The following is a 19,068-nucleotide window of genomic DNA, read 5'->3' on the forward strand; positions in this document are numbered from 1 at the left end:
AGCGGAGCCGGTCAGGTCGCGGGCAGCCCGGCGCGCTCGAGGACGTAGGCGATCAGCGGCGCATACAGCCCGGGGCAGACGTTGTCGTCCAGCGGGACGGCCACCTCCACCTGGCCCTGGGCCTCGGAGACGAACAGTCCCGGATCGTTGCAGTCCGCGAATCCGAGAGTGGGCAGGCCCGTACTGGCTGCGTGTCCCGCCCACCCGTGGTCGGCGACCACGAGGTCGGGCAGCGCGAGGCCGTGCTCGGTGAGGGTGTCGAGGCTCAGCCGCATGGGGTCGGGGAAGTGCGTGTGCATCAGGCCGCCGTGCTGGTGCCACACGAGGACCCCGAGGACCTGGCGGATGTCACCGGCCCCGAAGTGCCGCCCCTCGGGGACCTGCACGACCTCCGCCCCCGCAGCGGCCGCGGCGCGGGCGAGGGCCGCGTGCACGGGCAGCAGGCCCGCGGGGTGGCCCGTCGCGAAGAGGATGCGCTCGCGGCGGCGCACCGATGTGCTCAGGCGGTCGGCGAAGCGGTCGAGGGCCGCCACGCATCTCGTCGCGTCGATGGTGTCCTGGCCCTCGGTGTGCCCGCGGTCGCGGCTGGTGCCCACACGCGCGTGCATGAGGTCGAAGACGTCGTCGAACGTCCATGCACGCGTGAGCTGCACACCGAACCCGAGGTGCTCGTCACCCTCGAGGAAGAGGCGCATGTGTTTCAGGTTGTCCTGCCGGGAAGTGGCCACCTGGCCGGTGATGCGGACGGAGTCGAGGTAGGCGGCGAGCTCGGCGGCATTCACCCTCCCATCCTAGGGGCGCGGGTCCTGGGTACGTGGACGGACGGCCTCAGCGCGCGCCCGCCGGGGAGAAGCGGTCGACGGCGGTCCGGTAGCTCTGCGCCGTCAGCAGGGCGGTGCGCTGCCAGCCGAACGCGAGCGCGTGGGTGGCTGCGCCGCGACCGAGCGTCTCCCGGAGCCGGACGTCGTCGTGGAGCCGTTCGAGGGCGTCCGCCCAGTGGTGGGCGGAGTGGCCGTCGACGAGGAGTCCGCTGCGTCCGTCGCTGATGGCCTGCGGCAGGCCGCCCACGTTCGCCGCGACCACGGGCGTGCCGCAGGCCTGCGCCTCGAGCGCGACCAGGCCGAAGGATTCGCTGAAGGACGGCATGACGACGGCGTCGGCGGAGCGGAACCACTGCGCCAGATGGGCGGCGGTGACCGGCGGGTACAGCCGGACGTCGTGGGTCAGGCCCGCCGCGTCGATGACGGGCTGAAGCCTGAGCGCCTCGGAGCCGCTGCCCGAGCCGAGGATGCTGACGGCGAGCGGGATGTCCGGCCTGCGACGGCGGAGTTCGGCGGCCGCCGCGACCAGCACCTGCGGACCCTTGAGCTTCTGGATCCTGCCCGCGAACACCACATGGAACTGCCCCGGCGGGACTGCGAGCCCGGTACGTGCGGCGTCCCGGTTCCCGGGGTGGAAGGTCGAGAGGTCCACGCCGGGCGCCACGACGTCGATCCGGTCCCGCGACGCGCCGTACAGCGCGACGAGCTCGGAGGCCTCGGTGGTGGTGTTCGCGATGAGGCGGGCCGCCCCGGCGACGATGTCCTGTTCACCCACGACCCGGTCCGCCGGCTCCGGGGTGACGAGGGACTTCATGCGCAGGTTCTTCACCTTCGCCATGGTGTGCATCGAGTGCACGAGTGGGAGGTTCATCTCACGGCTGAGGGTGAGGCCCACGGCGCCCGACACCCAGTAGTGGGAGTGCAGCACGTCGAAGTGGCCGTCCGCGAGGAGATCGGCGACATCGGTGAAGGCATCGGCGAAGGTCCCCGTGAGGCCGGGGAGGGTCTCCTTCGGGACGCGTCGCCGCGGACCGGCTTCGAGGTGGTGGACCACGACGCCGTCGTCGAGGGCTTCGCGGCCGGGCCGCCCCTCTCCCGCGTCCCGCGTGAAGATCTCGACGTCGATGCCCACCCTGGCGAGCTCGAGTGCCGTACTGCGGACGTAGACGTTCATCCCGCCGGCGTCGCCCGCACCGGGTTGCTCGAGCGGCGAGGTGTGCAGGGACAGCATGGCTACGCGCCTGACGCCGACCACATCCTCTCCTCTCCGACCGGCTGGGGCAGCGCCGGTCGAACGACCCTGTCGACCTTATAACGCGTCGTCCGCGCGCTACATTCCGGTGTGTGCCTGCGTCAACGGAGTAGCCACCGGCGAAGAGCGTGCCACGACAGCGAAGCCCGCGCGGGAGGCGCGGGCTTCGCTGGCTGGCTCGACCGGGGGCCTGTCGTCGCCGGCCCGGTGTCGGACCGGTGTCGGACCGGCGTCGGACCGGCGTCGGACCGTGGCGCGTCGGTGGGATCCGGGTGGCCGTCACCTGATGTACATCGAGTGGGAGGGCAGCAGCAACCGGTCGCGGGCCTCACGGGAGCCGTGCGACGGCGACGACAGGATCCGTCCCCACAGCGAGAGGCCGTTCCTCCATCTCCTCAGCATGAGTTGCACCTCCTTCCTGTGGTGGAACCCGGGCATGGGACCCACCGGGGTGCCCGGCAGGTCGTCGGTACCGGAATCGTGCGGAAGCGGAGTCAGCGATCCGCTCAGAATGAATTCGCCGCGTGCAGGAATCACCGGATCGACGATGACGGCCGAGGATTCCGATTCGTCCGGCAATTGGGCAGGAATGAGCCGGGAATTGGTCATGACAGAACTTCCTATGAGGAAAGGCGGGAAAAGGCCGCGAAGAACGACGTGGGTGACGCCGGAAAAGGAGACAGGAGGAAGCCGCGCGCGGGGGCACGGGATGAGCCGGCTGGTGCCGGTGCGCCGACTTCCTAGTGCGTACGGAGGATGAAGGCGGGATCGGCGCTGCGGGCGAAAGCTCCGGTGAGCATTGTATTCACGATCTCCACCTCCATTTCGTTGTTAGCACGTGCGGTCGGGCGGCCGGGGCGACTCCCGAAGATCGAGTTGGGAAGGCCCAATGGCACAAGAGTTAAGTTACCCCATCGAATGTCGTGGGTACAGCCCTTTGCGCAGATCGATCGATATTGATTCTCGCGGACGGCGAATTCGGCGTGGCCGCGGGCGGCTAGAGGTTCCAATGCACGATCGCCGGGGTGTGCTTGTCCCAGCCGAGCGCGCAGACCGCGGCCGTGCCGAGGACGAAACGGCGGCCCTCGATCCCGCCGAACTGCAGCCACCGGGCGGCGACGATGCGCAGGAAATGGCCGTGGGCCACGAGGAGCGCGTTCTCCACGGGCTTCGCCCCGGGATCGCGGTCGGCGGGGGTGCCGCATCCGGCCTGCACCCGGGCGATGACCCGGTCCGCGCGCTCCGACACCTGGTCCAGTGTCTCCCCGTGGGGCGCCCCGTCGTTCCAGATGAGGTATCCGGGGTTCTCCTCACGGACCGTGGCGCTGTTCCTGCCCTCGTTGTCGCCGTAGTCCCACTCGTGCGCGAACGGCAGCACCTCGGCGTCGGGGAATCCGGCGAGCTCCGCGGTGCGAACGGCGCGCTGCAGCGGCGAGGTCACCACGAGGTCGAACCCGACGCCTTCGAGGTGTTCGCGCGCGGCGAGCGCCTGCTCCTCCCCGTGCTGCGTCAGCGGGAGGTCGGTGAGTCCCGTATAGCGGCCGTCCCTGGACCATTCCGTCTCACCGTGCCGCAGGAGCCACAGCTTCGGGAGCGGGGTCCCGGAGGGGGTGAGGTCGGGTGCTGCGGCGCCGGTCATCGGCTTCATGGGTTCTCCTGGGATTCGGGCTGCACGCTCCACCACTGGCGGAGCTTGGTCTCGGCCTCTGCGGGGTCGTGCGGCCCGTGCTCCATCCGTTCCTCGAGGAGGAACCGGTAGGCCCGCCCCACCACGGGGCCGGGGCGGATGCCGAGGAGCGACATGATCTGCTCTCCGTCGAGGTCCGGACGGATCGAGGCCAGTTCCTCCTGGTCGGCGAGCGCCGCGATCCTCGCCTCGAGGTCGTCGTACGCGAAGGCGAGGCGCTCGGCCTTCTTGCGGTTGCGGGTGGTGACGTCGGAGCGGGTGAGGCGGTGGAGCCGCTCGAGGAGGGGGCCGGCGTCGCTCACGTAGCGTCGCACCGCGGAGTCGGTCCACCCCGCCTCGCCGTAGCCGTAGAACCGCATGTGCAGTTCCACGAGCCGCGCGACGGCCTTGACGGTGTCGTTGTCGAACCGGAGCGTCCTGAGCCTCCTGGCGGCGAGCTTCGCACCGACGGCGTCGTGGTGTCGGAAACTCACGGCACCGCCCGGTTCGAACTTCCGTGTCGACGGCTTCCCGATGTCGTGCAGGAGTGCCGCGAGGCGCAGGACGACGTCCGGTGCGGGCACCGGTCCGTCGTCGCCGGTCTCGAGGGCGCAGGCCTGGCGCAGGACGGTCAGCGAGTGCTGGTAGACGTCCTTGTGGCGGTGGTGCTCGTCCGTCTCGAGGCGCAGCGCGGCGACCTCCGGGAGCACGTGCTCGGCGAGGCCGCTGTCCACCATCAGGTCGATCCCGGCGTCCGGGGCGGCTCCCTGCAGCAGTTTCACCAGTTCGTCGCGTATCCGCTCCGCGGAGATGATCGAGATCCGCTCGGCCATGGATACCAGGGCCTCCGAGACCTCCGGGGCCACGGCCACCCCCAGCTGCGACACGAAGCGCGCGGCGCGCATCATGCGCAGGGGGTCGTCGGAGAACGACGACGACGGCGTGCCCGGGGTGCGCAGGACCCCGGCGTGGAGGTCACGGACGCCACCGAAGGGATCGACGAGTTCGAGGGAGGGCAGCCTGAGTGCCATCGCGTTGATCGTGAAGTCGCGGCGGACCAGGTCGTCCTCGAGGCTCGTGCCGAAGGCGACGGTCGGGTTCCGGGACGCCGGATCGTAGGCCTCCGCGCGGTACGTGGTGATCTCGATCTGGTACCCGTCCTTGCGCAGGCCGATGGTGCCGAAGGCGCGGCCGATCTCCCAGTAGGCGTCGGCCCAGCGCTTGATGAGTGCGATGGTCCGGTCCGGGTCGGCGTCCGTGGTGAAGTCGAGGTCGGGCGACACCCTGCCGAGGAACAGGTCGCGCACCGGGCCCCCGACGAGCGAGAGTTCGTGCCCCGCGGCGTCGAAGAGTTCGCCGACCTCGAGGACCACGGGAGGAAGGGGTGCGGTGAGTGTGGAAGTGTCCAGCAGGTGCGCCATAGTCCCTTAAGGGTGCCAGATCGGGGCCCGTTTCCCACACCGCGTGCGGCCCCGCGCGGAAGCTGTACGAACGGGTGGGCGACGCGTCGCGCCGTCATCGGGGCTCCTGAAAGATCGTTAGAGTGGACTGCATGGACCGACCCGTTCCAAGTGCTCCCAAGCGCACTCCCTTGACAGTGTCAATGGGAACCACGGGTATGCCTGCCGTGCAGCACCAGCTGCCCACGGTGGAGGAGGTGTCGGCCGGCGGGATCGTCGTCGACACCACGCGGGAGACGCTCGACGTCGCCATCATCGCCCGCCTGAACCGCGGCGGCCGGCTCGAGTGGTGCCTGCCGAAGGGCCACCCGGAAGGCGTGGAGAACAGCGAGGAAGCTGCTGTCCGCGAGATCGCCGAGGAGACCGGTATCGAGGGCAGGATCGTGTCCGCCCTCGGCAGCATCGACTACTGGTTCACCGTCAGCGGGCACCGGGTCCACAAGACGGTCCACCACTTCCTGCTCATCGCCACGGGCGGCTACCTCACCATCGAGAACGACCCCGATCACGAGGCCGTCGACGTCGCCTGGGTCCCCCTGCAGGAACTCGGACGCAAACTGTCCTTCCCGAACGAACGCCGGATCGCCGACCTGGCCCGTGAGGTCCTGCCCGAGTACCTCTGAGCCCGCGCACGCCGTCGCCCTCCGGATGAGACGATGGAGAGCGATGTCCGACACCAACACAGCCTCGACCCCCCTGCAGGATGCCGGCCGGCCCGTCCGCGACGATCCCTCGGCCCCCCGCAACGGGTCCACCGCACGCTCGAGCGCCATCATGGCGGCCGGCACCCTCGTCTCGCGCCTCCTGGGCCTCGTCCGGGTGGCACTGCTCGCCACGGCGATCGGCGCCTCGGGGCAGGTGTCCGATCTCTTCACGTCGGCGAACAATCTGCCGAACTTCCTCTACCTGATGCTCGCGGGCGGCGTGTTCAATGCGGTGCTGGTGCCGCAGATCATCCGTGCCAGCCGCCAGCCCGACCGCGGAGCGGACTACGTCAGCCGGCTCCTCACCCTCGCGGCGGCGGCCCTCCTCGTGCTGACGGTGCTGGTGACGCTCGCGGCACCGGTCATCGTGGGCCTGACGACGAGCTTCACGGGGGCCAACCTCGCCCTGACCACCGTGTTCGCGTACTGGTGCCTGCCGCAGATCTTCTTCTACGGCATGTACGCGGTGACCGGGCAGATCCTCAATGCCAACGGGTCCTTCGGTCCCTACATGTGGGCGCCCGTCGTCAACAACATCGTGTCGATCGCCTTCCTGACGGTCTTCATCGTGCTCATGGGGACCGAGCAGGTGGAACTGCACAGCCCCGACACCTGGACCTCCACGCAGACACTGCTCCTCGCGGGCGGGACCACCCTCGGCATCATCATCCAGGCGCTCGTGCTGTTCGTCCCGCTGAAGCGCCTGAACCTGGGACTGCGCCCGAAGTTCGGTGTCCGCGGGACGGGCCTCGGCCGGACGGGGAAACTCGCGTCCGTCACGATCGTGACCATGCTCATCGGCAACGGCCTGTACCTCGTGAACCAGCGCGTCGCCACGATCGCCTCCGATGCCCGGCCGCGGTTCCTGGCCCAGGATCCGCCGGTGCAGATCGCGGGGTCGACCAACCTGGAGTTCGGCGCCATGGTGTACCAGTTGCCGCATGCGGTGATCGCGCTGTCCCTGGCCACCGTCATGTTCAACCAGCTGTCCTCGGCGCATGCGGACGGAGATCTGCCCACCGTCCGTGCCACCCTCTCCCACGGGCTGCGTACCATCGGCGTCGCGACCGTGTTCGGCGCCGCGGCCCTGCTCACGTTCGCCGGTCCCCTCGGCATGCTGTTCAGTGAATCCCCGGAGAGCGCCGCCATCAACGGTGTGATCATCGCGATCCTCGCCGTCGGAGCCCCGTTTCTCAGCGCCAACTTCTTCCTGAACCGGGTTTTCTACGCGAGCGAGGACGTGAAGACCCCGCTCAAGATCCAGCTCATCCTGTCCGTCATTGGGGTGGTGTTCGCCCTGGCGGCGGCCATGTTCGACCCGCGGCTGATCGTGCCGATGCTCGCGGTCGCCTACTCGGTCGGCAACATCATCGCCGTCGTGATCAGCCATGTGTTTCTCACCCGCACCATCGGACCGTACGGGGCCGGGCACGTCTTCGACGTCCATGTGCGCCTCGCGGTCGCCGGCATCGCCGCCGCCATCGCCGGCACCGCGCTGTGCTGGGTGTTCGGCGGGTACGACGCCGAGGGCTTCGTCTGGCAGTCGAAACTCGACGCCGTCGTCGTGCTCGCGATCGGCGGGCTGGTCATGTCGGCGGTCTACCTCGGGATGCTGAAACTGCTCCGCGTCACCGAACTGGACGATTTCGTGGGGCCCCTTCTCGCGAGATTCCGCCGCGGCGGCGCCCCACCGTCCAGCCCGGGAAACGCCTGACCGACCGGTAGCATGGGTAGAAATCAGCCATGGTCCGCCGGGAGGAACACGTGCCAGAAGCAGTAGACGTCGGATCGGTGCTGGGCGGGCGCTACAAGGTGACCGCCTATGTGCTGGCCTCTGCTGAACGGGACCTCGTGCTCGACGGCGTCGACCAGGTGCTCAACCGGCCCGTCAGCATCCTCGTGGCATCGGCCGGCAACGCCTCCCAGGTCGCCGAGAGCGCCCGCGAGCTGGCGACGGGTGACCGGAACGGGAACATCCAGGTCCTCGATCTCGGCATCACCGAGTCGGGCACCTACCTCGTCACCAATCGCGCTCCTGCAGCGGACATGCTCGACCTGATCGTGCAGCAGGAGGCCCCGGTACAGGACACGCCGTACATCGAGCCGTTCTTCACGGACACGCTCGGCTCGGAGATCTTCGGCGGCCCCCGTTCCACGGAGCCCGAGATCCACGACGACGACGAGGACTACGACGATCCGCGGCACCACCGGAAGCCCCGCCTCGCCGGCCTGACACGGCGCTTCGGACGGCAGAATCCCGAGGACACTCCGCAGGAGGAGACTTCCGACCTCCCTCCGGTCGTGGCGGAGCGCCGACCCAGCTCGCATCTCGTCCCTCCGCCGCCCAGCCGTCGGCCCGGCGGAGCATCGCCCGCCGTCGTCTCGTCCACTCGGGGCGGCGGGGACGGCGGGCAGTCGCGCGACGAGGAACGGTCGCATCCGGTCCCGGCGACCGCAGCAGCGGCCACCGCGGCCGGCGCCGCCGCAGCGGTTGCCGCGCCCGCAGTGACGGCGGAGCGTCCCACACGGGCCGCCTCACTCTTCCCCCAGCACGGGGACGCTCCCGAGCACGACGACGCCGACCGTGGCGACGACCTCGACCCGTCGGACGACGACGGCGGTGGCCGCAAGTTCACCCGGGTCCTCGTGGGCGTGGTCCTCAGCGTCGTCCTGGTGGTCGCCGTCGTGCTGGCCGCGACACAACTGGGCTCGCTCTTCGGCGGAAGCACCCTCGCCGACCCCGGTTCCGACCAGGCGACGAGTGCGCCGCCGACGGAGGAGCCCACGGCGGCTCCGACCGCCGAGCCTTCGGCCGAGCCCGTGGTCGAACCCGTCGCCCCTGTCGTCTCCGGGATCACCCGCGTGGTACCGGACAACCAGGCGCTGGACGCTGCCAACGACGCCAACCTGCCCCTCATCATCGACGGCAATCCGGCCACCTTCTGGGGCAACCAGGTCTACGCGAGCGACACCTTCGGTGGGCTGGCATCCAGCCTGGCCCTGGTCGTCGAGCTGGAGGAGGAATCGGAGATCTCGGAGGTCTCCATCGATCAGCTCAATGGTGCCGGTGGCAGCTTCTCCGTACTGGTCAACGACCAGCCGAACCTCGAGGGCGCACAGCAGATCGCGCAGAGCGGCTTCACCGCGCCGACGGTCACCCTTCCCGTTCCGGCAGGTACGGCCGGCCCGCAGACCGGACGATACGTCATCGTCAACTTCACCCAGCTGCCGAGGCTCTTCAACATCCAGGCCCAGTACCCCTTCGGCCTGCGGATCGCCGAGATCCGGGTCGGCTGACCCCGGGAGCTACCGCCGGACGACCGTCCGGGCCGTGATCGGGTGCGCGCGGGAGCGTCCGTCGGCGGAATATCCAGGACCGTGGCTCCGTTGAGGGAAGTGTCCGCGGATATGCCCGATGCGGCCGTATCAGCGCATGAGAAGACAGAAAGGTCTTTCGAAACGTGACAGTGCAAACCGATGTCCAGTTGGACACGCCTACCGCAGGAAGCCCCTCCGGCGAACCGAAGATCCACGACGTCGTCATCGTGGGATCCGGACCTTCCGGGTACACGGCAGCGGTGTACACCGCCCGGGCCAACCTGAAGCCCATCCTCATCGCGAGTTCGGTCAAGGCCGGCGGTGAGCTGATGAACACCACCGACGTCGAGAACTTCCCAGGGTTCGCGGACGGCGTCATGGGACCGGACCTCATGGAGCAGTTCGAGAAGCAGGCCCGCCGATTCGGCACCGAGATCCTCTACGAGGACGTCGTCTCGGCCGACCTCGCGGGTGACATCAAGAAGCTGACCATCGCGACCGGTGAGGAATTCCTGGCACGTGCCGTTATCATCTCGACCGGCTCGGAGTACCGCGAGATCGGTCTGGACGACGAGAAGCGGCTGTCAGGCCACGGAGTGAGCTGGTGCGCGACGTGCGACGGCTTCTTCTTCCGCGACCAGGACATCGCCGTCGTCGGTGGTGGCGATTCGGCCATGGAAGAAGCACTCTTCCTCACCAAGTTCGCCCGCTCCGTCACCGTCATCCACCGCCGTGACAGCCTCCGGGCCTCCAAGATCATGCAGGACCGCGCCTTCGCCCACGAGAAGATCAACTTCCTGTGGAACTCGGAAGTGGTCGGTATCCATGGCGGCGAGAAGGTCACCGGCGTCCGCGTCGCGAGCACGGTCGACGGGACCACCAGCGACGTCGACGTCACCGGCATCTTCGTCGCGATCGGCAACGACCCGCGTGTCGACCTCGTGAAGGACCAGCTGGAGCTGACCAGTGAAGGGACCATCGCGGTCCAGGGACGTACGTCCAAGACATCGCTGGCCGGCGTGTTCGCCGCGGGCGACGTGATCGATCCGACCTACCGCCAGGCGATCACCGCGTCGGGCAGTGGCTGCGTGGCCGCCCTCGACGTGGAGCACTACCTCGCCGATACCGCCGACCTCTCGGAGACCGCGGCCCGGGTTCCGACCCCACCCGCCGAGGCAGTCTCCGAATCGGCTTCCCTCTGATCGACCAACCACAAGGAGCAGTGCAATGAGCAACGCAAAGGATGTGACGGACGCGTCATTCGACGCCGACGTCCTGCAGTCGAGCAAGCCCGTGATCGTCGACTTCTGGGCGGAATGGTGTGGCCCCTGCCGCATGCTCTCGCCGATCCTCGACGACATCGCGGCCGAGCATGCGGAGAAGGTCGATGTGGTGAAGGTGAACGTGGACGACAATCCCGCGATCGCCGCGAAGTACGGCATCACCTCGATCCCTGCCGTGTACGTCTTCCAGGGCGGAGAGGTCGCCGCGACCTCGATCGGCGCGAAGCCGAAGCAGGTCCTCGAGCAGGAGTTCGCAGCCTTCATCAATTGATATCGCGCTGAATTGGAGGGCCCGTCGGATACCGACGGGTCCTCCTTCTTCGTCCCGGCCATCACGGGACGCACTGCGACGATCCTCGCGCCTATCCACCGGGGTGCCCCCACCCTGTCCTCCTCGCCCGAACCCGTCCCTATGCGCAGAATGCCCGCCGTACACAGGGGGCCCACCGAGGTTCGCTGGATTGCACGAGCGACCGATCAGCAGCTGCCCTGTCCGGCGTTTCACGTGAAACCGACCCGTGGCTCCGTCGCCGGTCTTCGTGGGCACGGACCAGGGTTGCACCGGCATCGACCCGTGAACGAGTTCGGCGAACGGGGGGGTCCGCGTCCCGCGCCCTGTGAGCCGTGTCAGTGACGACGCCTGACCACTGGGCGAGAGCCTGCCCGGTGGACTGTCTTGTGGCGGCTGTTCCCCGCAGGTCGGTCGATGGAGCCCACCGGACGACCCACGGTTTGGGCGCCTGTGCGCTGCCCAGGAGGCTGCAGTAGGACGAAATACACGGGTAATCGCTTGACACTCATTTTTCTGGGAGCGACTGCAAGCTCTTAGCCCGAGATGCCTCGTCCTGTAGGTGACCGTCAAGAATGGGGCTCCGGCTGGTCATCGGTTTCACGTGAAACCGGAGGTGCTGGCGGGCGGCGGCCGCGCGACATCGATCGCGGTCGGGAACGACTGGTTGCCAAGTGCTCTTCACTGAGCCACTACTGAAACGGTGCTCCTCGTCGGGGGCAGCCGCAGGCAGGCGGGAGGCGCCAGGCGATCCTGGACCGGGCCGAACCTGCATTCCGTGCCAGGCGACAGGTTCGCATGGGCGACCGGCCATCCAGCCGCAAACGTTCGTGGCGGCCGTTGGGGCCGCCCTCCGCCACGCCTTCGTCAGGACCTCTGCGTTGCGCTGTCGAACCCACCGTCGGTTCCACCGCGAGTGGGGCGCAGCTCGCCATGAGAAACCTCGGACTGCCAACACTCGCGGGTGACCGACGACCAGTTCCACGTGAAACATTGCAGGGTACACGTGGTCGGCGTTCGACCTCCGGTGCCGTCGCCCACGACCCTGGGTCTGGCATGCACCGCGCGCAACGGGCGATGTCTCGTCAACGTGCAGGAGGAACTGCGTGGCAAGGATGTTGAGGACGTGACCTACGAACGAGCAACCCGTTGAGCGGGCACCCTTCTGGCATCCGCATTGAGCAGTCCTCGCCGACGACGTTTCACGTGAAACAGGTTAGTTGCTGATTGAAAGTTGTCCGGGAACCGCCGACGCATCCCGATCCACGCTAGGCGCTCGGACCCTGATTCACTGGGAACCGCATGTATCTCTCCAGCGAACGCAGTGGCGGCGGCTCACCGAACGTGACGCTTCGGCGGGTGCCCGTGCGCACCACAGAACTCGCAGCACGCCCCGTATGAAGCTGCCGTATCCTCAGGACTCGTCCTACACGATCAGCGTACGAACGGGCGCCGACAGGACGCTCGAGCTTGGTTCCACGTGGAACATGCTTTCTCGAGCGAACCGGACTGCACCCGGCAGATCATGGAATGTTATGCCGACCAGTCGCCGGCAGCTTCTCGTCTTCAGCTGTCCTCCCTCCGTGCCTGCAGTGTGCCGCGTCCCGTTGGTCGTATGGCGTGTACCGTGCCATGTGCCCGATGGAGCTGGCTATGTGCCGTGTGCCGTATGCCGTGAGCCGGGCGCGATTGAGCATCTGCCAGCAAGCATCGGCGACGCGCGTCGGCGGTCGATGAACGGCGTCAGGGTCGACCTTTGGAAGGGCACGGCCAGTGATTGCAGAGCGTTCCTTGTTGCTCGCGGCCTCCCGACCGTTCCTTGCCGGTCGCTCCCAGGAGCAGCGGGCTGGATGCACGACGCGAGCCCTTGGTAGCCGTGCAACGGGAATCCACTGCCCATAACGAACCGCACCGTTGGTGCGCGGATTCGGGGGGCAGCTCGATCGCCCTATGTTTCACGTGAAACAAGTACCGATCGTGCACTGTCGATGTAGTAGGTCTCGAAGCGCGTTCTCGAGCACCGAGACGATTTCGGTGCTTTGTGAGGTACGGCCTTCCGCCCACCTGGATGGAGGGTCGTCATTGGTCCACGTGAAACATTGCGGGGTGCACCTTTTACTCAATCGCCACCACGAGGATGAGAACCGGTCAATCGTTCACGTCTGCATCAGAAGGGACGGCCGGCAGAGCATCGGTGGGCGAGCGGTCGTGGGGTGGCCCTTGGCAACAGCCACCCTGTTCGCGGGAACGAAAGGTCGAGACCATGCACCACTTTGTTCTGGTCCCATCGGCGTTCATGGCGTATCCCTGGGGGCGGGGGAAGATGCAGACCCGCACGGCAGAGGCAGCCGGGTAATCACGAAGGGCCGTGTTCCACGTGGAACACGGCCCTTCGATGATGTCCTCCTCAGTCCTTCGCGGGCGAGAGGACGCCGACAATCCTGTTCAGGTCGTCCACGCTGGCGAATTCGATGCTGACCCGCCCCTTCTTGGCGCCGAGGGTGATCTTGACATTGGTGTCCAGCCGATCCGACAGCGAGGTCGCCAGGTAGTCGAGGCGCTCGTGACGGGCCCCGTCGCGCTGACTGGACGGCTTACTGGCCCTCCGGAGCCCGCCGGACAGCGCGACGATCTCCTCCGTGGAGCGGACGGACAATCCCTCAGCCACGATCCGCTGCGCCAGCTTCTCCATGTCAGCGGCGTCGCCGAGGCCGAGAAGTGCCCGCGCATGCCCGGCGCTGAGGACGCCGGCGGCGACGCGGCGCTGCACCAGCGGCGGCAGCTTCATGAGGCGCAGGGTGTTGGAGATCTGCGGCCTGGACCGTCCCAGACGCCCTGCCAGTTCGTCGTGCGAGCATCCGAAGTCCTCCAGGAGTTGCTGATACGCCGCCGCCTCTTCCAGCGGGTTGAGGGCGCTCCGGTGCAGGTTCTCGAGGAGCGCGTCCCGGAGGAGATCGTCGTCGAGGGTCGAGCGGATGATCGCGGGGATGCTCACCAGGCCCGCTTCGCGGGATGCTCGCCATCGGCGCTCACCCATGACCAGCTCATAGGAGGGCTCGCCTTCCTCTTGCGAGGGGCGCACGACGACCGGTTGCAGTACGCCGATCTCCCGGATGGAATGCACCAGCTCCGACAGCTCGTCCTCGTTGAACTCGACGCGGGGCTGCTTCCGGTTCGGATGGATGCTGTCGAGCGGCAGTTCCGCAAAGGTCGCTCCCGGCACCTGTACGAGGCCGGCGGAATCGCCCTGGTCCCTGCCGCCCGCGGCGGCAGCGGATTCGGGGGTTTCACGTGAAACAGACTCGCTTGTTGCACGAGCGGCCGGCTCGCCGGTCAAGGCCATCCCCGCATCGGGGTCCGGAGCGTCCGACGCAGACGGCTCATCCACCGAAGCGGCGGCAAGCAGTCTGCCATCGTCCGTCGCCTCATAGGTAGCATGATCGGCGCCCGCGGGTTGGTCGGATGCTCGAGTCCTTCCTGACGGCGCGGAAACCGCTGGCGCCGACCCCGCTGAAGCGGACTTGCGGGTAGACGTCTTACCAACCCGTTTCGTTTGCGCTTCGAGGACATTCTTGTTGATGCCGCTACGCAGCGCGGACGAGTAGGAGCGGGGCTGCTCTGCGACGTCCTCCTCCGTGACCCGCTCGAAGAAGAGGTCGACGGGCCGGCCACCCTGCTTCCTCGGTGTCTCAGGCTCTGCTGCCGGTGGGTCCTGCCGCGGAACGCGCTCGGCCTCGACGACATCGGGGGCTTCTTCTGGTGGGGCGCTGGGGATCAGTGCCCCGAGCCCTCGACCCAGTCCGCGCCGCTTTTCCGCCATGACATTCCTTCCGATCGGTGGAGCGAAGCTCCACCATGACTTCTGGGTGGTCGGACCGGACGAGCCGGACCGGGTGCAGTACTACGAACGCGAGGCGATCTCGGCTGCGGCTTCCTGGTAGGACAGGGCCCCGCTCGAGGACGGGTCGTACGTCATGACCGTCTGCTGGTAGCTCGGGGCCTCGGAGATGCGCACCGATCGTGGCACGACTGCTTTTAGCACCTGCTGGGGGAAGTGTTCACGAACCTCGGCGGCTACCTGCGCAGCGAGGTTGGTGCGTCCGTCGTACATCGTCAGCAGGATCGTCGACACCGTCAGGTCAGCATTGAGATGCTTCTGAATCATTTCAATGTTCTTGAGCAGCTGGCTCAGCCCTTCGAGCGCGTAGTACTCGCACTGGATGGGGATGAGCACCTCCTTGGCGGCGACGAACGCGTTCACGGTCAGCAGACCGAGGCTGGGCGGGCAGTCGATGAAGACGAAATCGAGCCGTGGTTCGCCCTTCTCCTCGCGTGCTTTCGCATACACGTCGATGGCCCGCCGGAGGCGCTGCTCACGGGCGACCAGGGATACCAGCTCGATCTCCGCGCCGGCCAGATGGATCGTGGCGGGAGCGCAGATGAGGTTCGGCACGTCGGGGCAGGGAGCGACCACGTCGCTCAAGGGTAGATCGTCGATCAGGACGTCGTAGATGGAGTCGACGTCGGCGTGGTGGTCGATGTTCAACGCCGTCGACGCGTTCCCCTGGGGATCGATGTCGATGACCAGTACCTGCAGCCCGGCGGTGGCCAGCGCCGCAGCGATATTGACGGTCGTCGTCGTCTTGCCGACGCCACCCTTCTGGTTGCTGATCGTCATGATGCGGGTACTGCTCGGCTTGGGGAGGGGCTTGCCCAGCAGCTTCTCCCTACGCTTCGTCTCGCTGGCCAGTTCCCGACCCAGCGGAGAGGAGTCGTCCATCGTCTCCAGGACATTCCTGCCCCTGGCCTGCTTCCTGGCAGGGGGTGCGTCGACGGCGCCCGAGGAGGCGCTCGTAGTTTCACGTGAAACCACACCGGCCTTGGCCAGCGCCTCAAACGAAGCAGGTTGTCTTCCGCCGAGACCGACGGCCACCGGTGTTCCGGGCATCGACAGGGGCTCGGATCGGGTCGCGGGGGCGTCCTTGATGGTCACTCAGTAACTCACTCTCACATGCCAGACGTCGTTAGATACAAGGGTAGCCGTAAGTCCCCTGCGGGATCAGGTGCAGCGCCGGGGCCGCGATCCCGGGACGTCAGGCCTTACGCAGCGGGATGCGGACGACGGTCGTCGGTTCCTCCAGCACTCCTGCACCCACCGTAAGGATCTCGACGCTGCCACCACCGAGTCTGCGGATGATCTTCCGTGCCTTTTCGATCTCGTCCGCTGCGCTGCGACCCTTGATCGCGAGGACCTCCCCGCCGGCCTTCGCCAGAGGAATGGTCCAGCCGGCGAGCGTGGAGAGGGCCGATACAGCCCGCGCCGTGACGTAGTCCCCGGCGATCCTCCCGACCATCTCCTCCGCTCTCGCGCGGTGCACCGTCACGTTCGTGAGTGAGAGATCATCGACGACCTCGTTCAGCCACGTCACCCGCCGCTCCAGGGGCTCCACCAGATGGAGCTGCAGATCCGGCCGCGCGACAGCTATCGCCAGCCCTGGCAGTCCTGCGCCACTTCCGACGTCGACGACGGAGGCGTCCCTGCTCATCAGTTCGGCCACGACGGCACAGTTGAGGACGTGCCGGCCCCACAGACGGGGTACCTCCCGCGGACCGAGCAGGCCGCGCTCGATCCCCGACGACGCCAGATGGGCGACGAAGGACCGGGCCAGTGGAAGCCGCAACCCGAAGACGGTCTCGGCAGCGACGGATTCCTCCACCGAGGGCTCCGGGACTGCGATGACTGTCGGGAGGGGCTGGTCAGTCATCACTGGGTGATACGACGATGTGCCGGGCTGGGCCCTCTCCCTCGGACTCGCTCACCAGGCCCAGGTCCGCCACGACATCGTGGACGATCTTCCGCTCATAGGCCGACATGGGCGCGAGAGCCACGTCCTCGCCCGTCTCCTTCACGTCGGCGACGGCGTCCTGGGCGATCTTCGTCAGCTCGCGTGAACGTCGGTCCCGGTATTCGTCGACGTCGAGCACGAGGCGCGAACGGGAGTCGGTGGCGGTCAGCACGCTGAGGCGCGTCAGCTCCTGGAGGGCCTCCAGCACCTCGCCGTCATGGCCGACCAGGGTACTGAGACCGGCGTCGGACGTGTCCTCCGAGACGATGGAGATGTAGGTACGACCGCTGCGCACCTCGATGTCGATGTCGCCGTCGATATCGGCGATGTCGAGCAGCTCCTCGAGGTAGTCCGCGGCGACATCGCCCTCCTCGTCGAGCCGGGCTGCCTTCGTCTCGCCACCGGCCGCGACGTCGTCGTCGGACTCGGGATCGCCGAGGTCGGGAGTGGGCTCTTCGTTGTCTACCGTCATCGCTTCTTCCTCTTCTTGCGCTGGGGCTGGACCCGCTGGACCCGCTGTTCCTGGACGGTCTCGATCGCCGGCTCGGTCTTCCGCTCACCGAGCAGCGGAACCGCGGGCAGCCCCTTCTTCGCGCGCCGTTCCGCCAGCGCCTTGGCGGCGGGCGACCCGGGAGTCGGCATCCTGCGGATCACGTAGAACTGCTGGACCATGGTCCAGAGGTTGGTCGTGGTCCAGTACACCAGGACGCCGATCGGGAAGTTGATACCGCCGATACCGAACACCAGCGGAAGGATGTAGAGCATGATCTTCTGCTGACGCATGAAGGGGCTCTGCATGGCCTCCTCCGACATGTTCTTCGCCATGATCTGCTTCTGCGTGATGAACTGCGACGCGGTCATCGCGATGATCATGAGCAGGGACAGGATGATGACGCTGAGGTTGCCGTCGGCGCCGAAGCTGCCGAGGAAGGTCGATGAGAGGGGAGCACCGAAGATCGTGGCCTCGTCGAACTGGCGGACGGACTCCGGGGAGAGCGCACCGATCTCGGTGCCTTCCTCACTGGCCCGCGCGACGCCGTTCAGCACGGTGAACAGCGCGAAGAAGAACGGCATCTGGATGAGGATGGGCAGACAAGCAGCGAACGGGTTGGTCCCGTGCTTCTTGTACAGCGCCATCTGCTCCTGCGTCATCGCCTGACGGGAGAGCTGGTCGGTCTTGCCCTTGTACTTCTGCTGAAGCTTCCGCAGGTCCGGCTGCAGAGCCTGCATCCCGCGCTGCGCCTTGATCTGCTTCACGAAGACGGGGATCAGGGCGGCTCGGATGACGACGACGAGCCCTACGATCGACAGCACCCAGGTCCAGCCGGAGGCCGGATCCATTCCGAGGAAGGTGAAGCCCTCGTGGAACATGAACATGATCCACGACACGAGCCACCGGAACGGTGCCAGGATCGTCTCAAAAAAACCCATAATCAGTTAGCTCCTCAAGCCGCGGGGCGGCTTTCGTCATCGGCCGGGATCACCGGATGGTTCAACACAACAATCGAGGGGGTCCTCCCTGCCGGGAAGACCCTGGAACCAGCCGGCACATGGTCGACGCCGCCGTCGTTCCACGGGTGGCAGCGGACGAGCCGCCTGGAGGCGAGCAAGGTGCCACGCATGAAGCCGTGAACGGTCACGGCCTCGAGTGCGTAGGCGGAGCAACTCGGGTAGAACCGGCACACCGGCCCGTACAGCGGAGAGACGACCTTCCGGTACGCGATCAGCAAGCCGATCGCCGCCAGGCGAGGCAGCCCGACGAAGAAGGACAGGGCACTGGCAGCGACGCTCTTCACGATACTCTGCCTCGCCTTTCCGCCGTGTCGGACCCTTCCAGCCTGCGGACGACAGCGGCCAGGGAGCCGGTGAAATCCTTCCGCAGGTCCGGCCAGTCGCTGCCCGCCGCTGCAGGCAGCGCACGGGCGACGACGTCGTACCCGTGGGGGTGCAGAGCCACCCACTCCGCCGAGGCGTGGCGCAGCCTTCTCTTAACGAGGTTGCGCGTGACCGCGTTCCCTACGTTCTTGCCGACGATGAAGCCGACGCGCGAAGGTGAGGAGATCGTACTCCTGGAGCCGTATAGCACAACGTTCCGGCGCCCTGAGCGGGCGCCGGAACGTACGATACGTGCAAAATCCGCTGCCGTCCGCACCCTGTGGATCATCGGAAGCACGACGGGGTCCTGTCTGCCGAGGCAGGGAACCCGGTGCCGACGCGATCACCCGAAGGACGCATGGCGGAGGAGGAACCGCTTATGCCGAGAGTTCGGTACGGCCCTTGCCGCGGCGTGCCGACAGGATGGCACGACCAGCGCGGGTGCGCATGCGAAGACGGAAACCGTGCTTCTTGGCACGACGGCGGTTATTCGGCTGAAAAGTCCGCTTGCTCACTGTAGTTACTCCAGAACGATCTTGAGATGCGTCCGGCCC

18 protein-coding genes are annotated in these 19,068 nt (G+C 67.4%); 5 read left to right on the forward strand and 13 right to left on the reverse strand.

From position 1 onward, the window contains the following. Positions 1-11: 11 nt before the first annotated feature. From ACX80K_RS09030 to ACX80K_RS09050, 5 genes are all read right to left on the reverse strand, one after another. On the reverse strand, positions 12-782 hold the full coding sequence (locus ACX80K_RS09030; RefSeq protein WP_459271532.1) for a phosphatase: 771 nt from the start codon (positions 780-782) through the stop codon (positions 12-14). A gap of 46 nt (positions 783-828) precedes the next feature. Then, positions 829-2,076 carry a D-inositol-3-phosphate glycosyltransferase gene (gene mshA, locus ACX80K_RS09035; RefSeq protein ID WP_459271533.1) on the reverse strand — a complete coding sequence of 416 codons (1,248 nt, stop codon included), beginning with the start codon at positions 2,074-2,076 and terminating at the stop codon, positions 829-831. 276 nt (positions 2,077-2,352) lie between these two features. Further along, positions 2,353-2,682: a hypothetical protein gene (locus ACX80K_RS09040; protein ID WP_459271535.1), complete on the reverse strand. Its 330-nt coding sequence runs from the start codon at positions 2,680-2,682 to the stop codon at positions 2,353-2,355. Positions 2,683-3,070: 388 nt separating this feature from the next. After that, positions 3,071-3,721, reverse strand: coding sequence for a histidine phosphatase family protein (locus ACX80K_RS09045; RefSeq protein ID WP_459271537.1), 651 nt, complete (start codon positions 3,719-3,721; stop codon positions 3,071-3,073). After that, positions 3,718-5,160 carry a CCA tRNA nucleotidyltransferase gene (locus ACX80K_RS09050; protein WP_459271538.1) on the reverse strand — a complete coding sequence of 481 codons (1,443 nt, stop codon included), beginning with the start codon at positions 5,158-5,160 and terminating at the stop codon, positions 3,718-3,720. Before ACX80K_RS09050 ends, ACX80K_RS09045 begins: the two co-directional genes overlap by 4 nt. A 182-nt stretch (positions 5,161-5,342) precedes the next feature. Here ACX80K_RS09050 and ACX80K_RS09055 point away from each other — a divergent pair, with 182 nt between their 5' ends. From ACX80K_RS09055 to trxA, 5 genes are all read left to right on the forward strand, one after another. Continuing rightward, a complete protein-coding gene (locus ACX80K_RS09055) occupies positions 5,343-5,822 on the forward strand; it encodes an NUDIX hydrolase (protein WP_459271539.1) in 480 nt (159 codons plus the stop codon). A 43-nt stretch (positions 5,823-5,865) separates the two neighbouring features. Next, complete coding sequence (murJ, locus tag ACX80K_RS09060; protein WP_459271540.1) at positions 5,866-7,617, forward strand: murein biosynthesis integral membrane protein MurJ; 1,752 nt, start codon at positions 5,866-5,868, stop codon at positions 7,615-7,617. Positions 7,618-7,667: 50 nt separating this feature from the next. Beyond that, positions 7,668-9,200 carry an ABC transporter substrate-binding protein gene (locus ACX80K_RS09065; protein ID WP_459271541.1) on the forward strand — a complete coding sequence of 511 codons (1,533 nt, stop codon included), beginning with the start codon at positions 7,668-7,670 and terminating at the stop codon, positions 9,198-9,200. A 170-nt stretch (positions 9,201-9,370) separates the two neighbouring features. After that, positions 9,371-10,423: a thioredoxin-disulfide reductase gene (gene trxB / locus ACX80K_RS09070; RefSeq protein WP_459271728.1), complete on the forward strand. Its 1,053-nt coding sequence runs from the start codon at positions 9,371-9,373 to the stop codon at positions 10,421-10,423. 25 nt (positions 10,424-10,448) lie between these two features. Continuing rightward, positions 10,449-10,775 (forward strand): thioredoxin, encoded by a 327-nt coding sequence (gene trxA / locus ACX80K_RS09075; protein ID WP_307085713.1) that lies wholly within the window; start codon positions 10,449-10,451, stop codon positions 10,773-10,775. 2,425 nt (positions 10,776-13,200) lie between these two features. Here trxA and ACX80K_RS09080 read toward each other — a convergent pair. From ACX80K_RS09080 to rpmH, 8 genes are all read right to left on the reverse strand, one after another. Next, positions 13,201-14,613, reverse strand: coding sequence for a ParB/RepB/Spo0J family partition protein (locus tag ACX80K_RS09080; protein WP_459271542.1), 1,413 nt, complete (start codon positions 14,611-14,613; stop codon positions 13,201-13,203). Between the two features lie 81 nt (positions 14,614-14,694). Beyond that, positions 14,695-15,786, reverse strand: a complete 1,092-nt coding sequence (locus ACX80K_RS09085; protein ID WP_459271543.1) for a ParA family protein — start codon at positions 15,784-15,786, stop codon at positions 14,695-14,697. A 100-nt stretch (positions 15,787-15,886) separates the two neighbouring features. After that, positions 15,887-16,558, reverse strand: a complete 672-nt coding sequence (gene rsmG / locus ACX80K_RS09090; protein ID WP_459271544.1) for a 16S rRNA (guanine(527)-N(7))-methyltransferase RsmG — start codon at positions 16,556-16,558, stop codon at positions 15,887-15,889. Then, positions 16,551-17,111: a Jag family protein gene (locus tag ACX80K_RS09095; protein WP_459271545.1), complete on the reverse strand. Its 561-nt coding sequence runs from the start codon at positions 17,109-17,111 to the stop codon at positions 16,551-16,553. The genes rsmG and ACX80K_RS09095 overlap by 8 nt, the downstream gene beginning before the upstream one ends. Continuing rightward, complete coding sequence (gene yidC / locus ACX80K_RS09100) at positions 17,108-18,070, reverse strand: membrane protein insertase YidC (protein ID WP_459271546.1); 963 nt, start codon at positions 18,068-18,070, stop codon at positions 17,108-17,110. Before yidC ends, ACX80K_RS09095 begins: the two co-directional genes overlap by 4 nt. Before the next feature lie 14 nt (positions 18,071-18,084). Beyond that, the gene (gene yidD / locus ACX80K_RS09105) at positions 18,085-18,435 is read right to left on the reverse strand and encodes a membrane protein insertion efficiency factor YidD (RefSeq protein WP_459271547.1); all 351 of its coding nucleotides are present in this window, start codon (positions 18,433-18,435) and stop codon (positions 18,085-18,087) included. Then, the gene (gene rnpA / locus ACX80K_RS09110; RefSeq protein WP_459271729.1) at positions 18,432-18,803 is read right to left on the reverse strand and encodes a ribonuclease P protein component; all 372 of its coding nucleotides are present in this window, start codon (positions 18,801-18,803) and stop codon (positions 18,432-18,434) included. Before rnpA ends, yidD begins: the two co-directional genes overlap by 4 nt. A gap of 88 nt (positions 18,804-18,891) precedes the next feature. Continuing rightward, on the reverse strand, positions 18,892-19,029 hold the full coding sequence (gene rpmH, locus ACX80K_RS09115; RefSeq protein ID WP_022892375.1) for a 50S ribosomal protein L34: 138 nt from the start codon (positions 19,027-19,029) through the stop codon (positions 18,892-18,894). Positions 19,030-19,068 lie beyond the last annotated feature (39 nt).

Source organism: Arthrobacter sorbitolis, from assembly GCF_054510995.1.